Source organism: Budvicia diplopodorum (genome assembly GCF_009800925.1).
GTDB lineage: Bacteria > Pseudomonadota > Gammaproteobacteria > Enterobacterales > Enterobacteriaceae > Budvicia > Budvicia diplopodorum.
In genome coordinates, this window is sequence record NZ_WOYF01000010.1 from 39,027 (window position 1) to 56,013 (window position 16,987).

Sequence of the window (16,987 nt, forward strand, 5' to 3'; positions counted from 1 at the left end):
ATATTTTTATTAAATACCGTAACAATCGGTAAAGAGACGACAAATAAAATTCATTTATTCCGGAAATAGTTTAAAATGGTATAGGAACCGTATATAAACGACGAAACTAACTTTTACCTTTTCCATAATAATAAGAAAATTGACTGGATGTTAATGCCAATAGTTGTACGGTTATATTAACTACCGTTCTGTCAATTTCGTATGGCTTATCAAGCAGTATTTAAAACCACGCCTACCCAAGTTAAAAAATGAAATCAACCGTAAAAACTACGGTCACTGTGGATAACTAAAGCCAATATCATGAATAACAAAAATATACCCTTAGAAACAGCATTCTCGGATAAAAAATTGTGGGCAAACTGGGTAGGGCTGAGAGGCTGGAACTACTATTTTTTAATTAAGCTGGCGCTGGTCTGGGGCGGCTATTTAAACTTCCACCCTCTTGAAAATCTGGTTTTTATTGCTTTCTTATTATTTCCATTGCCTGCCGGGTGGTTGAGAAAAACTCGCGACTGGCTGGCCTTCCCCATTGGCTTTGCACTGTTCTACTATGATACCTGGCTGCCGGGCATCCAAAGTATTATCAGCCTCAATAGTCAGGCCACTGCGCTAAGCTTTAGCTACGTGCTTGAACTCGCCCAGCGCTTTATCAACTGGAACTGGGTTGGTGCCGGATTTGCGCTGCTGGTTGGCTATCTGTTTATTTCTCAATGGGTTCGGGTAACGCCGTTTGTCGTTGCCGCGATTGTATGGCTGAATATTATCACCCTGAGCGGCCCGGCGATCTCTTTACTGCCAACGGCCAGTACCACTGGCGGTAATCGCTCTCCGACCGCCGCCGCGTCTACCAGCAGCGGCAGCACTCTGGATACTCAGGCCCCGCCGACCAATCAAAATTTGTCAGCCTATTACGATAGCTTTATGCAGAAACAAAAAAGCCTATATACCCCGTTTCCGACAGAGCTACCTGCGGATTCCCAACCGTTTGATTTACTTGTTATCAATATCTGTTCGTTATCTTGGTCGGATATAGAAGACTCGGGCCTAACCGACCATCCGCTATGGAAGAAAATGAATATTGTGTTCGATAACTTTAACTCAGCAACCTCTTACAGCGGCCCGGCCGCGATCAGGCTAGCAAGGGCAAGCTGCGGGCAAACCTCCCATTCCGATTTATATCAACAGGCCGACAAACGCTGTTACCTATTTGAGAACTTGGCCCAGCTTGGATTCAAAAATGAATTAGTGATGGACCATTCCGGTAAATTCGGCGATTACCTGAAAGAGCTGCGCGAATACGCCGATATGCAGGCTGACCCTTTGCCGCCGGGTGATGCAAAACAAGAGTTGGTAGCCTTTGACGGCGAGCCTTTGTATCAAGACTTAGCGATGTTAAAACGGTGGCTGGATACCAGAGGAAAAGATAACGCGTCGCGTAGCGCTACCTTCTACAACACTATCGAACTGCATGACGGTAACCGAAGCGTAACGAGCAACGATCGGGTGGCCTATAAGCAACGGTTACAGGCCTTGTTTGATGACCTAGACCAGTTTATGGACGATCTGGATAAATCAGGCCGTAAAGTCATGGTAGTCATTGTGCCTGAACACGGAGCGGCTCTGGTGGGCGATAAAATGCAGATATCCGGCCTGCGGGATATTCCAAGCCCAAGCATTACCCATGTACCCATGGCCGTTAAATTGATTGGCGCCAAATCGAGCCCACAGCAAACCATTCATGTGACCCAGCCAAGCAGCTATTTAGCCCTGTCAGAGCTGGTAACCCGTTCAGTTGATGGCAAACTGTTTACCGCAGATACCATTGACTGGCAAAAGCTGACGGATGGCCTGCCGCAAACGCCCGTGATGTCTGAAACATCGGGAACGGTGGTAATGGGCTATCAGGGCCAGACCTATATTCGGCTAAACAATGCCAGTTGGGTACCTTATCCGAAGTGATGAAGCAATTTGTCTCTTGAACTTTAGACGTAAAAAAACCCGCTTAAAGCAGGTTTCTTAAAATTGGTCGGCGAGAGAGGATTACTCATCACTGCGTGATTCGCCCTTACGGGCCGTTGCTAAAGCAACGTTGTCTCGCTTCGCTCGGCTCAAACCTCCTTCGGAGGTTCTCATCCTCTTAAACTCTAGACGTAAAAAAACCTGCTTAAAAGCAGGTTTCTTAAAATTGGTCGGCGAGAGAGGATTACTCATCACTGCGTGATTCGCCCTTACGGGCCGTTGCTAAAGCAACGTTGTCTCGCTTCGCTTGGCTCAAACCTCCTTCGGAGGTTCTCATCCTCTTGAACTCTAGACGTAAAAAAACCTGCTTAAAAGCAGGTTTCTTAAAATTGGTCGGCGAGAGAGGATTCGAACCTCCGACCCACTGGTCCCAAACCAGTTGCGCTACCAAGCTGCGCTACTCGCCGATGAAGCGGGGCGAATGTTACTGCCGCTTGAACTGAACGTCAACCTGTTTCCACGTTCCTTTTTGCAATAGCAGATAAAATCGTCAGAATGGTGATATATAAACCATTTCGCTTGGTTACAAAACGTTTTCTTCACCATAAACTTCGCAGAATCGTCCCCAATAGATGATACTCTTTAACGCTAGAGTGGTCAGGCAAACGTGACATCGCCAGACGGTTATAGACAAAGCAATAAACAAACGCTCACCAAGAGGAAATAAGTTCATGGCTGATTGGGTTTCAGGTTCAGTAGTGCACATCGACAACTGGAAGGACAATTTATTTAGCTTACGCATTCATGCTCCGGTTCGTCCATTTACTGCCGGGCAGTTTGCAAAGCTTGCTCTAGACATCGACGGAGAGCGCTTTCAACGCGCATACTCCTATGTGAACTCACCGGATAATCCGGATCTGGAATTCTATCTGGTGACGGTTAATGAAGGAAAACTCAGCCCCAAACTGCGTGCGCTAAAAATCGGTGACAAACTGCTAATCACTCAAGATGCAGCCGGATTCTTTGTATTAGACGAAATACCCGACTGCAGCACCCTATGGATGCTGTCTACCGGTACGGCCATTGGCCCGTTTTTATCCATTCTTCAGCAAGGTATCGATCTGGAACGCTTTAATCATATCGTTCTGGTTCACGCTGTACGCTATAGCGAAGACCTCAGCTATTTACCGCTAATGCGCGAGCTGGAAAAACGCTATAACGGCAAGTTACGCATTCAGACCGTTGTCAGTCGGGAGCAAAACGCTGAGTCATTAACTGGAAGAGTTCCTGCCCTGATTGAAAATGGTCAATTAGAATCCAGCGTAGGGTTGACGATTAGCGCTGAAAGTAGCCATGTCATGCTGTGTGGTAACCCACAAATGGTTAAAGACACTCAACGGTTGCTACAAGAACAGCGCCATATGTCTAAGCATCTGCGCCGTAAACCCGGCCATATCACGAGTGAACAGTATTGGTAACTGAGCAATGTTTTATGGCCATTTTGACAAGGCTCGAACAACAGGTTTTAATCAGCTATCAAACTCAATTTGGGAGATATCCTTTGGCAAAATCAGGCATCTTTAGCGCCATCATTCTGGCCCTAACGTTTAGCTCCGTGTCGTTAGCTGAAAATTCGGCCAAGCCCATGGAGCCTCAAACGGCAGCCGGTTCTGAACCGACAATCGCTCCTTACCTCAGAGAAGATGCCCCCGTCTTTATGCTGACTGCCGCCCAGTTTAGAGAAAAATTTAATACCACCTACCCCCATATGGCACTGGCAGAATATCAGTCGATAAAAACCCTAGAAGTAAAATCACCGCTAACCCGTGCTGCCAGTAGAATTAATAGTACGCTCTACTCATCGGTCGCATTGGATAAAAATAAGCGCACCATCCGTAGCCTACAGTTAACGTATATTCCGGCATTGCCTACGGAAGAAAAGGCAGAAAAACCAGAAACGCTGGCCAAAGTAGAAAAATATAATAGAGCCACGCTGACCAACTACATCGCCGCATTTATCAATTTATTGGAACCGACCCTGACGGCAGAGAAAAGCCAGCATAAAGCCATAGAGTTACTGGAAAAAGGCAAAGGAACCCCCTTCTATCAGCAAACTGAAGGCACTCTGCGTTTTGTTATAGCCGACCATAACGAAAAAGGTATAACATTCGCTATTGAACCGATTAAGCTGTCGCTATCTGACAAATAAATGACGGGAAAGTGTATTCGTTACCGGCAAGCCATAAAAGCCAAGCCTTATGTTTCTGGTCGCTTTATACTGTGAAGCAGAATGGACTTAATCCTGATAATAAGTTTTACATACGAAACATCTAACTCACTGTAATTTACGTATTACCATACAATCTGATTGGAGAAAAAATATGCGTCATCCATTAGTTATGGGCAACTGGAAACTCAACGGCAGCACTCATATGGTCGGCGAGTTAATCGCTGGCTTGCGTAATGAGCTGAGCAGCGTTGATGGCTGTGATGTCTCTATCGCACCACCATTCATTTATCTGGATCAGGCCAAACATCAGGTTGCCGGTGGGCGAATTATACTTGGTGCCCAGAACGTTGATGTGAATCTGTCGGGTGCATTTACGGGTGAAACCTCTGCCGATATGTTGAAAGACATTGGCGCAAAATACATCATTATCGGCCACTCAGAGCGACGCACTTACCATAAAGAAAGTGATGAACTGATCGCTCAAAAATTTGCCGTGGTCAAACAAGCTGGCCTGGTTCCTGTTTTATGTATAGGCGAAACTGAAGCCGAAAATGAAGCAGGCCAGACTGAGCTAGTTTGTGCTAAGCAGCTCGATGCCGTATTAAAAACGCAGGGCGCTAAAGCATTTGAAAACACGGTGATCGCCTATGAGCCAGTCTGGGCAATCGGAACGGGTAAATCAGCAACGCCAGCTCAGGCACAGGCAGTTCACAAATTTATTCGCGATCATATTGCTAAGCATGATTCCGATATCGCGGCTAAAGTTATCATCCAATACGGTGGCTCTGTTAACGCAACAAATGCTGCCGAGCTGTTCTCTCAGCCGGATATTGATGGCGCATTAGTTGGCGGTGCATCGTTAAAAGCTGATGCGTTTGCGGTTATTGTAAAAGCGGCTGCGGCAGCGAAAAAATCAAAGTAACTTGCTCTAAATAGCAAAAGCCCCGGAATTCACACTCCGGGGCTTTTTTACATCAGAATAACGACCAAAGCTAACGGGGCAAACAAAACAAAGCTGCCTCGGCTAATTAAAATAGCTTCTTAGCGGTTTTCAGCCAGTCGCCTTTGAACGGACGTTTCATATTTTCAATGGCATCGATAATATCGTGATGCACCATTTGTTCATTCTGAATACCAACGCAACGACCACCGTAGCCCTGTAGAAGAAGTTCGATTGCGTAAGCGCCCATCCGCGAAGCCAGGATCCGATCGTAAGGAACCGGTGAACCACCGCGCTGAATATGGCCAAGAACCGTAGCCCGAGTATCGCGCTGGGTCTTTTCTTGAATATAGCGGGCTAACTCATCGATATCACAAATATGTTCGGTAATAGCCACGATTGCGTGTTTTTTACCTTTACCGATTCCTGCCATGATTTCACGAACTAAGTCATCGCGATCGAACTCGATTTCAGGCAAAACAATAAACTCACAGCCACCGGCAATTGCCGCCGCTAAGGTTAAATCACCACAGTGACGCCCCATGACTTCTACGATAGAAATTCGCTGGTGTGACGATGAGGTATCACGCAGGCGGTCAATAGCTTCAACCACGGTACCCAAAGCGGTAAAGAAACCGATGGTATAGTCAGTTCCCGCAACGTCATTATCAATGGTGCCCGGCAAACCAATACATGGGAAACCTTCTTCCGTCAAAAGCTTCGCGCCCATATAAGAACCGTCGCCGCCGATAACCACTAAGGCGTCGATGCCTCTTCTGCGCAGGTTGGCAATGCCCTTTTCACGAACAGCAGGATCGCGGAACCCCGGATAACGCACTGAGCCTAAAAAAGTTCCGCCACGGTTAATGACATCGGATACGCTATAGCGATCCAGCTGTTCCATACGATCTTCACATAGCCCTTGATAGCCATCATAAATACCGAAAACTTCTAATCCATCAGATAATGCGGCTCGCACCACTCCGCGAATGGCTGCATTCATCCCCGGTGCATCACCACCACTCGTTAAAACGCCGATTCTTTTGATCATGACCACCTCTAAACTGACAGCTGTTATTTTTAGAAATCATTTTACGATAATGCCACGATAAACGTGGCGGAGAGATTTAACACACTAAAATCAGGCCCTGATAATCAGGTTCATGACAAAAAACCAATGTGCCGAAAGCATTATGTAGAGTAATTTTCGGCCTGTTGACTATCGAACTTTATCTCAGCTAGATACAAAATTACTAATCGCCAAAGAGTATAGCAAAAATACCCTGCTGAATTGATTCAGTTTATGTCAAAAAACGGTAATAATTTATATCAGATAATATTAATTAATGCTTTGGCCTATCTGGCGATTTATAACTAATAATAGTACACCTGATAAACAAAGAGCCAGCGCCCTTATTGAGGCACGACCGAATAAGGATCCTGGTGAATAATCACCTCCGAATGTGGAAAATGCTTCAAAATATCTTTCTCCACATTGTCTGCAATCTGATGCGCCTCAATAAGCGGCAGCTCATCGGCCATTTCAACATGCAGCTGAATAAAGCGAGTTGGCCCGGACTGGCGGGTTCGTAAACCGTGAACGCCGATAATTCCCGCCCAAGATAAAGCAATTCTTACGATTGCCTGCCGCTCTTCATCGGGTAAAGCCCGGTCAAGCAACGTTTGCACTGCGTCATATGCCATACGCAACGCGCTATATAAAATATAAACGCCGATCGCCAAAGCAAAAATTGCATCCGCATACAGAAATCCGTACATACTCAGGCTTAACGCGATCAAAATTGCACCATTCATAACAATGTCAGACTGATAATGCAGCATATCTGCCCGAATCGCTTGGCTTCCAGTCTTTCGAACCACCCAACGTTGAAACGTCACCAAACAAAGCGTACTGATTAAAGAAATGACGGTAACGATAAGACCAACGCTGGCAAATTTTATCGGCTGAGGATTAACTAAGTGTTGAAAACCGGTCAAAAAAAGAAAAATAGCAGAACCGCAGATAAACATGCTTTGAGCCAGCGCCGCTAATGATTCAGCCTTACCGTGACCAAAAGTATGATGACGATCGGCGGGCTGTAAAGAATAACGCACGACAAGCAGATTAGTTAATGAAGCGGCAATATCGACAAATGAGTCAACCAACGCGGCCAATAAACTGACAGATCCTGTCAACCACCAGGCCACAACCTTGACCACTAATAAAACGGACGCTGTCAGAGTGGCGCATACTGCGGCCCTTTTCACTAATCGTCCATATTGTTCAATCACTACACCGCTCCAAGCCTGACTTATTCGGCCACTAGTATAACGATTTTCAGGCAAAAAAAACCCCGCCATCGATGGCGGGGAAGACATGAATAATGTCTAAGGCAAGGAAAAACTACATCATAGGACTCTACATACAACTACATACCATTACTGCGGGTTCGGTTCTTGGTACTTCTGCATCCGATCTAAATTCTTTTGCATCTTTCCCATCATTTCTTCATGGTTCTGATTAAATTTAGTCTTTTGCTCCGGCGTCAATAAGTTATAAAGCTGGTTATTCACTTTTGCCGATGCTACCTGCCGCTCAATTCGCGCTTTGGCGATGGTCTCAGCCTGCGCCAGAGCGGCGCTTTCATCAAATTTGTCAGCGATAATTAACTTATGCATCGCTTCCATGTTATCCACATACATCTTTGGCATAGCATCGTGATAGTTCTGACTCATCAAGTCACGCATTTGCTGGCGTTGTTTTTCGGTTAAATTTAAACCGTCAAACATGCCGTGCTGTTGCATAGCATTAAGCTTCATCGTCTCACGGTGAGACATAGCAACAGGACTAGAATTTAGTTCATCCGGTTTAGCGTCTGCGGCCAACACGGCTGATGTACTCAGTGCCAACATAGATGCCATAATCAAGGCGTTCACTTTACGCATCATACTCTCCGCAAACTTAGCTCTTGTAACTTAGCTCTGTGTTGAACCGATGAAAAGAGTTTACTTTATCGGATGAAAACTAGCGTCAGTGCATGTAAATGTGTGTAAAGTCATGGAATAACGCCATCTTATCGAGTAATTTTGCTGCCGGAGGATACATTATGAGTAAAATATTGCTTGTTGATGACGATCGTGAAATCACGTCATTATTAGAAGAATTGCTAGAGTTAGAAGGGTTTGACGTTATCGTTGCCTATGATGGTGAACAAGCAATAGGCATGATGGACGACAGCGTTGACCTGCTTTTACTAGATATTATGATGCCAAAGAAAAATGGTATCGATACGTTAAAAGAACTACGCCAAAACTACCAAACGCCGGTCATTATGCTTACCGCTCGCGGCAGTGAACTGGATCGCGTATTGGGCCTTGAATTAGGCGCTGATGACTATCTGCCAAAACCGTTTAATGACCGTGAGCTCATCGCCCGTATTCGCGCAATATTAAGACGTTCAAACTGGAGCGAGCAGCAACAGGAGCCAGAAAATAATTCAGGCACGCTGCAGGTAGACAAACTACGTTTAAATCCGGGTCGGCAAGAAGCCAGTTTTGACGGCGTCACCTTAGACCTTACCGGCACAGAATTTACCTTGTTGTATCTGCTCGCTCAGCGCTTAGGCCAAGTTGTTTCTCGCGAGTATTTAAGTCAGGAAGTGCTAGGTAAGCGATTAACCCCGTTTGACCGCGCTATTGATATGCATATCTCCAACCTAAGACGCAAACTCCCCGAGCGCCACGATGGGCTACCTTGGTTTAAAACGCTGCGCGGACGCGGTTATTTGATGGTGACCGTGACATGATGACCCTTAATAGCCTGACAACCCGCATTTTTGCGATTTTCTGGCTAACATTAACGCTAGTGTTAATGGTGGTATTAATGGTACCTAAGCTGGATTCCCGCCAGTTGGCACCCGCACTTGATAACGAACGCCGCCAAGGCACCATGCTAGAACAGCACGTTGAAGCTGAACTGGCTAGCACACCGAATAACGATCTTATGTGGTGGCGCAGGCTACTGCAAACAATTGAAAAATGGTCCCCTCCCGGCCAACGCATGCTGCTAGTCACCAGTGAAGGCCGGATTGTTGGCGTACTCAAACGCAACGAAATGCAGATGGTCCGTAACTTCATTGGTCAGGCGGATAACGCCGATTTTCCGATGAAAAAGAAATATGGCTTACTCGAAATGTTGGGGCCTTTTTCCGTCCGTGACAGAGAGGAACATTACCAACTCTATTTAATGCGCCCGGCAAACAGCCCTCAGTCTGATTTTATTAATCTGCTGTTTGACCGCCCCCTACTGATGCTGGCCGTTACGATGGTTATCAGTATTCCACTACTACTCTGGCTGGCATGGAGTCTGGCAAAACCGGCGCGTAAGCTCAAACAGGCGGCCGATGAAGTTGCCCGGGGAAACCTAAAAGAGTCACCGGAGCTGGAGTCCGGCCCGCTAGAATTCCGCGCCGCAGGTGCCAGCTTTAACCAAATGGTCAACGGGCTTGATCGAATGGTTAAAGCTCAGCAACGGTTAATCTCCGATATATCTCATGAACTACGAACGCCATTAACTCGGTTACAGTTAGCTACAGCCTTAATGCGTCGTCGTCATGGTGAATTCAAAGAGTTAGCACGGATAGAAACCGAAGCACAGCGTCTGGATAGCATGATCAACCATCTTCTGGCACTTTCACGCAATCAATACAAAAGTGAAATTTCCCGGGAACGCCTGCTAGCCAATGAACTCTGGGCCGATGTGTTAGACAACGCTAAATTCGAAGCGGAGCATACGGACAAGAAACTTGAAATCGCCATACCGCCCGGTCCATGGCCAATCTTTGGTAATCGGCTGGCTTTAGATAGTGCGCTAGAAAACGTTATTCGTAACGCATTTCGTTACTCTCACAACCATATTGTTGTTACTTTTAGCAGTGACGAACAGAGCATGGAAATTCACGTCGATGATGATGGTCCGGGTGTAGCAGAAGAAGATTATGAGCAAATATTTAGACCGTTTTACCGGACCGATGAAGCAAGAGATCGTAACTCCGGAGGCTCAGGCCTAGGGCTGGCTATCGTTGAGTCGGCAATTAGCCAGCACGGAGGTTGGGCTAAGGCCGGTAAAAGCCCGCTAGGTGGGTTACGCTTAACTATTTGGCTCCCGCTTTATTTCCGCTAGTTCTAGCTAAGCTTAATTTCTGTTATTCTGCGCCTCTCTAATCGGGGGGCGCATGTTAAATATCGTTTTATTCGAACCAGAAATACCACCAAATACCGGCAATATTATTCGTCTATGCGCGAATACCGGCTTCCAACTGCATCTGATAGAACCCTTGGGCTTTACGTGGGATGACAAACGCCTTCGCCGTGCCGGGCTTGATTACCACGAGTTTACGTCTATTGAGCGCCACAAAAACTATCAGGCGTTTATCCTCAATAAGAATCCCGGCCGCCTTTTCGCACTAACAACCAAAGGAACTCCGGCGCATAGCGCAGTGTCTTATCAGGCGGGAGATTATTTGGTTTTTGGCCCGGAAACTCGTGGACTGCCGATGGAAATTCTGGATAGTTTACCTAAAGAGCAAAAAATCAGGATCCCTATGCAGCCAGACAGCCGCAGCATGAATTTATCTAATGCCGTTTCGGTCGTGGTATATGAAGCGTGGAGACAGTTAGGCTATCAGGGAGCGCTGCATAAAGAATAGCCAATAACGATGAGTATCAACACTTTATTTAAGCGTCATTATCAATGCTGGCATCGCCTTTTAGTCCGTTAAAACTCTGGTCCATCTCCATCGATGGCATATCGCAGCCAGACTGCCCAACAATACGGGCAGGAACGCCAGCGACCGTAGTATGAGGCGGAACTTCTTGCAAAACCACAGAGCCAGCACCAATTTTAGCTCCCCGGCCAACCTCAATGTTGCCCAGAATTTTAGCACCAGCACCAATCATAACGCCTTCGCGGATCTTAGGATGGCGATCGCCGCCTTCTTTACCCGTACCGCCTAGCGTCACCGACTGTAGAATAGAAACATCGTTATCAACAACGGCGGTTTCACCAATGACAATACCGGTAGCGTGGTCAAGCATAATGCCACAACCGATCCGGGCTGCCGGGTGAATATCGACCCCAAACACGACAGAAACCTGATTCTGCAGATAGAGCGCTAATGCTTTACGATCCTGCTGCCATAGCCAGTGACCAACCCGATACGCCTGCAAAGCGTGAAAACCTTTCAGATAGAGTAGAGGAGTCGAGTATTTATCAACGGCCGGATCGCGCTGACGGACGGCTAAAATATCCCGAGCCGCAAATTCAATCATACCGCTGTCGGACTGAAAAGCCGCTTCAATAATCTCTCTCACGGAAATGGCCGGCATCGTGGCGCTCGCCAGCTTATTAGCCAGAATATAGCTCAATGAGTTGCCCAAGAATTCATGATTCAAAAGCGTCGAATGGAAAAAGCTGGCAAGTATCGGTTCACATTCAACCAATTTACGTGCCTCAACTTTAATTTCACTCCAGACCTGCGCTGACTCTAATAACATTCCCGGCCCCTGCTTACACCACTGAGATGGATAAAATAAAACTGGTACTGAATAGATTAACTGACTGGTTTTTCGTCTTTACTGGTACGACTGAGTAACGCAATTGCGGCTTCTCTTGCGTCTTTACCGGCATAGAGTACCTGATAGATTTGTTCTGTAATTGGCATTTCTACGCCACAGCGTTGAGATAATATCCAGACTTCTTTTGTATTCCGGTATCCTTCAACAACCTGACCAATAAGCTTTTGGGCTTCATCTACGCTTTTACCTTCACCCAGCATAATACCAAAACGACGGTTACGGGATTGATTGTCGGTACATGTCAGCACTAAATCACCTAGCCCTGCCATACCCATAAAAGTCGCTGGCTCGGCGCCGAGCGCTGCCCCCAAACGGCTCATTTCAGCCAAACCTCGGGTTATTAACGCCGTACGGGCATTCGCACCAAAGCCAATTCCGTCTGACATTCCTGCTCCGATGGCAATCACGTTTTTCACCGCACCACCGAGCTGTACGCCGATAAAATCAGGATTACTGTAAACCCTAAAGCTTTTGCCACAGTGTAAAAGCTTTTGTAAGTCATCGGTAAATTGGGGATCGGATGAAGAGACAGCAATTGCCGTCGGCAAACCGGCAGCTAATTCTTTAGCAAAGGTTGGACCAGATATCACCGCTAGCGGAATCTTATCTCCCAACGCTTCTCTGGCGACTTCCTGCAGCAAACGGCCAGTATCAGCCTCTAATCCTTTTGTTGCCCAAACGATACGAGCATCAGGCTGTAAATAGGGTTTAATCTGGCGAAGAACATCACCAAAAACGTGACTTGGTACCACCACCAGAATATCTCTGCTGGCATTTACCGCATGCTTGAGATCGGACTGAAGCTGTAGATTGTCGGGAAAGATGACGTCGGGAAGAAATGCCTGATTATTTCTTTCTTTTTGTAGCATATCGATATGCTTGGGATCGTGCCCCCACAACATAACAGAATGGCCATTACGTGCTAACGTAATGGCTAATGCGGTGCCGTATGAACCGGCACCGATCACAGTCATATCGACCTGTTTCATTACGCGTCCTGACGCGGTGCTACTGCACCTTGCTCGGCCTCAGCCTGCTGTTGTAAGTAGTTCATAAACAGCGCATCAAAATTAACCGGAGCCAAATTTAATTGAGGGAAGGTACCGCGAGAAACCAGACTGGCAATACATTCACGAGCATAAGGGAACAAAATGTTCGGGCAATAAGCGCCTAAACAATGGGCCATTTGTGAAGCATCAAGGCCAGAAACGTTGAAGATACCGGCCTGCTGAACTTCACACAAAAATGCGGTGTCTTCACCCAGTGCCGAAGTTACCGTGACACGAAGGACAACTTCAAATACGCCATCAGCCAGTTGATTAGATGCCGTATCTAGATCCAGCTTAACCTCTGGCTCCCACTCTTTTTGGAAAATTTGTGGTGCGCCTGGAGCTTCAAAAGAAACGTCTTTAGTATAAATACGCTGGATTTGAAAAGCCATTTCTGGGCTAATTTGTTCTGACATATGAATATTACCTTGTAAGTTAAATGTCCTTTTAATGTCACAATAAAGGGCTAGCCTTTAAGCAACAACGGAATGTCTTAGGAAGTAAGCGCGAGGCGCCATCTTCACCAGTGTTTATTTACCACGCACTAACGGTAGGTTATCCGCAGCCCAGCCTGATAAACCGTTTTTCAAGATATAAACCTGCGCGAAACCTTCTTTAGTTAACGTATCAGCCGATGCTCTTGACGACGTTCCGTTCGCGCAAAGCACTATCACCGGACGCTCTTTATGCTTATCCAAAACGGCAAGCGTGCCATTTTTGATATCCGTCGGCGTTAAATTAATAGCGCCAACAATGTGCCCTTTACGAAACTCATCAATTGTACGAGTATCGACAACTACAGCCTCTTCAGTATTAATAAGGCGAGTCACGTCTGAATTACTGACCTCCTTTACTTTTGAAAGTGAGGTCTTAAACGTCGTAAAAATTACGGCGACCAGTAACCCGACCCAACCAAAACTCAATATCGGGTGGCTACTAACAAATTGAATAGCTTGTTGCATCATGGAGGATAACGACTCTCGCAGTTTTAAGATTAACGATTAAGGTTATGAAGTATACCTGCGCACCGCGTCAAATACAGCCAAATATACCGACACTAATGTAGAAAATACGGCACATCTCTAAAAATATTATCAACGGTCAGATCTACATATCTTGAAAATAGCAAAAACATGTACCAATGTCTGATTTTTACGCTTATTTTTTTCTGGCTGTAGTAAAATTAGCTCACATAACGATGTCTATAGCACCAATCGTTACCTCCGATTTCTTAACGTGGTATAACAAGCTACGTGCTGTAAATTTTAATATGATGTTATTCAAGAGGTTATTGTGATGTCGACCGTAAAAAAACCAATAGTACTCGTTATTCTTGATGGTTATGGCCATCGTGAAGAGCAGCAAGACAACGCCATTGTTAATGCTAAAAAGCCCGTGATGGACGGACTATGGGAAAATCATCCACATACATTAATTGCCGCTTCAGGACTAGAAGTTGGTTTACCTGATGGCCAAATGGGTAACTCTGAGGTAGGTCACGTTAACCTTGGTGCTGGCCGTATTGTTTACCAAGACCTGACCCGTCTGGATAAAGAAATCAAAGATGGCGACTTTTTTACCAATGCCACATTAACTACCGCCGTTGATAAAACCGTTGAGGCTAATAAGGCCGTTCATATTATGGGCCTAATGTCCTGCGGTGGAGTACATAGCCATGAAGACCATATTTTAGCCATGATTGAAATGGCATCAAAGCGTGGTGCTAAAACGGTTTATCTGCACGCGTTTCTAGACGGTCGTGACACCCCACCCCGTAGTGCGGAGTCAACGCTGAAACGATTCACTGATTCATTCCAAAAATTAGGCACTGGCCGTATAGCCTCTGTGATTGGCCGTTACTATGCAATGGACCGTGATAACCGATGGGATCGCGTACAATTAGCCTATGACTTAATGGTTGATGCTCAAGGTGAATTTACCGCCGATAATGCCGTTACTGCGCTACAGGCCGCTTATGCCCGTGATGAAAATGATGAATTCGTCAAACCGACCGTGATTCAGCAAGCCGGTGAAGCGTCTGCCGCCATGCAGGACGGCGACACCCTAATTTTCATGAACTTCCGCGCTGACCGTGCCCGCCAGATTACCCGTACGTTTATTAATCCAGATTTTGACGGATTCAAACGTAACCGCGTAGTCAACTTCGGTGAGTTTGTGATGTTAACGGAATATGCTGCCGATATTAAAGCCTCATGCGCCTATCCTCCAGAATCACTCAACAACACCTTTGGCGAGTGGCTGATGAAGCATGACAAAACTCAGCTGCGCATTTCTGAAACAGAAAAATACGCGCATGTGACTTTCTTCTATAATGGTGGCGTTGAAGATCCATTCACCGGCGAAGAACGCATTCTGGTTAGTTCACCAAAGGTAGCAACCTACGACCTCCAGCCAGAAATGAGTTCCGCAGAGTTAACTGAAAAACTGGTTGGCGCCATTAAGAGCGGTAAGTACGACGCGATTATCTGTAACTATCCAAATGGTGATATGGTCGGGCACACTGGCGTTTATGATGCCGCGGTCAAGGCTGTTGAAACGTTAGATGCCTGCGTAGGCCAAGTAGTTAAAGCCGTTACGGAAGTCGGCGGCCAACTTCTGGTTACTGCCGATCATGGTAATGCGGAGCAAATGCGCGATCCGGCAACGGGTCAGGCTCATACGGCCCATACTAGCCTGCCCGTTCCGTTAATCTACGTTGGAAAACCGGCAAAAGTGGTTGAAGGTGGTAAACTGTCTGACATTGCTCCGACCATGCTTAGCTTAATGGGTATGGAAATTCCAACAGAGATGACTGGCAAGCCGCTTTTCATCGTGGAATAATTCTTTTCCATAAAGGAAAAGGCCTTATTTTACTATCCACAAACGATCAGGGGGTCAAGGGTGCGGATTGACAAACGATACAACGCACTATGCAAACGCCCTCTGCTCTCTGCGATTTATGCCAGTGCGCTCTGCGCTGGCATATTATTGCCTCCGCAAACCGTACATGCTGAAGATAATGCACAGCAGCTTAATTCGGTATTACAAGATATTGCAGAAAAAGAAAAAAACGTTCAGCAGCAACAACAAAAACGGGACGCCCTGCAAACTCAGCTACAAGAACAAGAGAAGTCCATCGCACAGTCGAGCTTAACGCTGCGCAGTACTCAAGGCGAGCTTAGCGCTATCGGTGGTGAAATTGGCACATTGTCATCGAATATCAAGAAACTTCAAAAACAGCAAAACGTTCAACAAGACTATCTGGCTAAACAGTTAAACGCCGCATTTCGCATGGGCAAAAACTCTGAGTTTCAGCTAATTCTTGAAGGGGAAGAAAGCCATCGTAGCGAACGAATTCTGGCCTACTACGGCTATCTCAATGAATCACGCCAAAAGTCCATCAACCAGTTGAAAGAGACTCAAACCGATCTGGCGCTGGAAAAAAATAAATTGCAGCAAAAGCAAAACCAGCAAAAAACGTTATTGAACCAGCAAAAATCAGAGCAGGAAAAACTGGAATTTGCTCGTCAGGCTCGTCAAAAAACGTTAGGTGAGCTCGATGTGTCTATTCAGGCCGATCGCCAAAAGCTGACTGAGCTGAAGAAAAATGAATCACGCCTGAGAGATCAAATTGCAAAAGCTGAACGTGAAGCCAAAGCGCGGGCAGAAAGAGAACAAAAAGAGGCTGAAAGGGTAAGGGCTAAGCAACAACAGGCAGAGAAAAAGGGTTCTCCATACAAACCAACCGAAGATGAGCGAGCCTTAATGGCGCGCACCGGCGGTCTAGGCCGGCCAGATGGTCAGGCGCTATGGCCAGTAAAAGGTCCGGTAAGCCACCGCTTTGGTGAAGCATTACAAGGGGAGCTGCGCTGGAAAGGCATGGTCATTAACGCCCCCGAAGGCAGCGAAGTCAGGGCAATTGCCGATGGTCGCGTATTACTGGCTGACTGGCTGCAAGGCTATGGTTTGGTTGTTGTTATTGAACACGGTAAAAGCGATATGAGCCTATATGGCTACAACCAAAGCGCTCTCGTCAACGTCGGCGCACAGGTTAAGGCTGGCCAACCTATCGCGTTAGTGGGCACCAGCGGTGGCCAAGGTGAACCCTCTTTGTACTTTGAAATTCGTCGGCAAGGTCAGGCCGTTAACCCACAGCCATGGCTGGGTAAATGA

The 16,987-nt window shown here is 46.4% G+C and carries 16 protein-coding genes, 1 tRNA gene and 2 other RNA genes; 9 read left to right on the forward strand and 10 right to left on the reverse strand.

What is annotated here, in order from left to right; all coding sequences use genetic code 11:
* Window positions 1–300: 300 nt before the first annotated feature.
* A complete protein-coding gene (gene bcsG, locus GVI43_RS10470) occupies window positions 301–1,959 on the forward strand; it encodes a cellulose biosynthesis protein BcsG (RefSeq protein ID WP_159566811.1) in 1,659 nt (552 codons plus the stop codon).
* Between the two features lie 64 nt (window positions 1,960–2,023).
* On the opposite strand, the gene GVI43_RS10475 is transcribed toward bcsG, so the two are convergent.
* The 3 genes from GVI43_RS10475 to GVI43_RS10485 all read right to left on the reverse strand — a co-directional run bounded on the left by GVI43_RS10475 (window position 2,024) and on the right by GVI43_RS10485 (window position 2,426).
* A non-coding RNA gene (locus GVI43_RS10475) (RtT sRNA) lies at window positions 2,024–2,154 on the reverse strand.
* 32 nt (window positions 2,155–2,186) lie between these two features.
* Window positions 2,187–2,317, reverse strand: a non-coding RNA gene (locus GVI43_RS10480) — RtT sRNA.
* A 32-nt stretch (window positions 2,318–2,349) separates the two neighbouring features.
* Window positions 2,350–2,426 (reverse strand) — tRNA-Pro (locus GVI43_RS10485).
* Between the two features lie 264 nt (window positions 2,427–2,690).
* On the opposite strand from GVI43_RS10485, the gene fpr reads away from it, so the two are divergent.
* The 3 genes from fpr to tpiA all read left to right on the forward strand — a co-directional run bounded on the left by fpr (window position 2,691) and on the right by tpiA (window position 5,111).
* On the forward strand, window positions 2,691–3,437 hold the full coding sequence (gene fpr / locus GVI43_RS10490; RefSeq protein WP_159566812.1) for a ferredoxin--NADP(+) reductase: 747 nt from the start codon (window positions 2,691–2,693) through the stop codon (window positions 3,435–3,437).
* 83 nt (window positions 3,438–3,520) lie between these two features.
* Window positions 3,521–4,168: a DUF1454 family protein gene (locus GVI43_RS10495; RefSeq protein WP_159566813.1), complete on the forward strand. Its 648-nt coding sequence runs from the start codon at window positions 3,521–3,523 to the stop codon at window positions 4,166–4,168.
* A 172-nt stretch (window positions 4,169–4,340) separates the two neighbouring features.
* On the forward strand, window positions 4,341–5,111 hold the full coding sequence (gene tpiA / locus GVI43_RS10500) for a triose-phosphate isomerase (protein ID WP_159566814.1): 771 nt from the start codon (window positions 4,341–4,343) through the stop codon (window positions 5,109–5,111).
* Window positions 5,112–5,217: 106 nt separating this feature from the next.
* Here tpiA and pfkA read toward each other — a convergent pair whose 3' ends face one another.
* From pfkA to cpxP, 3 genes are all read right to left on the reverse strand, one after another.
* Window positions 5,218–6,180, reverse strand: coding sequence for a 6-phosphofructokinase (gene pfkA, locus GVI43_RS10505; protein WP_159566815.1), 963 nt, complete (start codon window positions 6,178–6,180; stop codon window positions 5,218–5,220).
* 362 nt (window positions 6,181–6,542) lie between these two features.
* A complete protein-coding gene (gene fieF / locus GVI43_RS10510; protein WP_159566816.1) occupies window positions 6,543–7,421 on the reverse strand; it encodes a CDF family cation-efflux transporter FieF in 879 nt (292 codons plus the stop codon).
* Window positions 7,422–7,568: 147 nt separating this feature from the next.
* Window positions 7,569–8,075, reverse strand: a complete 507-nt coding sequence (cpxP, locus tag GVI43_RS10515) for a cell-envelope stress modulator CpxP (protein WP_159566870.1) — start codon at window positions 8,073–8,075, stop codon at window positions 7,569–7,571.
* 161 nt (window positions 8,076–8,236) lie between these two features.
* On the opposite strand from cpxP, the gene cpxR reads away from it, so the two are divergent.
* From cpxR to trmL, 3 genes are read left to right on the forward strand one after another with little or no spacing between them, the layout of a single operon-like run.
* Window positions 8,237–8,935, forward strand: a complete 699-nt coding sequence (gene cpxR / locus GVI43_RS10520) for an envelope stress response regulator transcription factor CpxR (RefSeq protein ID WP_159566817.1) — start codon at window positions 8,237–8,239, stop codon at window positions 8,933–8,935.
* Window positions 8,935–10,311, forward strand: a complete 1,377-nt coding sequence (gene cpxA, locus GVI43_RS10525) for an envelope stress sensor histidine kinase CpxA (RefSeq protein ID WP_159566871.1) — start codon at window positions 8,935–8,937, stop codon at window positions 10,309–10,311. The genes cpxR and cpxA overlap by 1 nt, the downstream gene beginning before the upstream one ends.
* 52 nt (window positions 10,312–10,363) lie before the next feature.
* Window positions 10,364–10,837, forward strand: a complete 474-nt coding sequence (gene trmL, locus GVI43_RS10530) for a tRNA (uridine(34)/cytosine(34)/5-carboxymethylaminomethyluridine(34)-2'-O)-methyltransferase TrmL (RefSeq protein WP_159566818.1) — start codon at window positions 10,364–10,366, stop codon at window positions 10,835–10,837.
* Window positions 10,838–10,865: 28 nt separating this feature from the next.
* On the opposite strand, the gene cysE is transcribed toward trmL, so the two are convergent.
* From cysE to GVI43_RS10550, 4 genes are all read right to left on the reverse strand, one after another.
* On the reverse strand, window positions 10,866–11,684 hold the full coding sequence (cysE, locus tag GVI43_RS10535) for a serine O-acetyltransferase (protein ID WP_159566819.1): 819 nt from the start codon (window positions 11,682–11,684) through the stop codon (window positions 10,866–10,868).
* 56 nt (window positions 11,685–11,740) lie between these two features.
* Window positions 11,741–12,754 (reverse strand): NAD(P)H-dependent glycerol-3-phosphate dehydrogenase, encoded by a 1,014-nt coding sequence (gene gpsA / locus GVI43_RS10540; RefSeq protein ID WP_159566820.1) that lies wholly within the window; start codon window positions 12,752–12,754, stop codon window positions 11,741–11,743.
* Entirely contained in the window at window positions 12,754–13,230 is a 477-nt protein-coding gene (gene secB / locus GVI43_RS10545; protein ID WP_159566821.1) for a protein-export chaperone SecB, read from the reverse strand. Before secB ends, gpsA begins: the two co-directional genes overlap by 1 nt.
* A 114-nt stretch (window positions 13,231–13,344) precedes the next feature.
* Window positions 13,345–13,779: a rhodanese-like domain-containing protein gene (locus GVI43_RS10550; RefSeq protein WP_170324326.1), complete on the reverse strand. Its 435-nt coding sequence runs from the start codon at window positions 13,777–13,779 to the stop codon at window positions 13,345–13,347.
* 331 nt (window positions 13,780–14,110) lie between these two features.
* Here GVI43_RS10550 and gpmM point away from each other — a divergent pair, with 331 nt between their 5' ends.
* Together gpmM and envC are read left to right on the forward strand one after the other, a co-directional pair.
* On the forward strand, window positions 14,111–15,655 hold the full coding sequence (gpmM, locus tag GVI43_RS10555; protein WP_159566822.1) for a 2,3-bisphosphoglycerate-independent phosphoglycerate mutase: 1,545 nt from the start codon (window positions 14,111–14,113) through the stop codon (window positions 15,653–15,655).
* Window positions 15,656–15,715: 60 nt separating this feature from the next.
* Complete coding sequence (gene envC / locus GVI43_RS10560) at window positions 15,716–16,987, forward strand: murein hydrolase activator EnvC (protein ID WP_246201791.1); 1,272 nt, start codon at window positions 15,716–15,718, stop codon at window positions 16,985–16,987.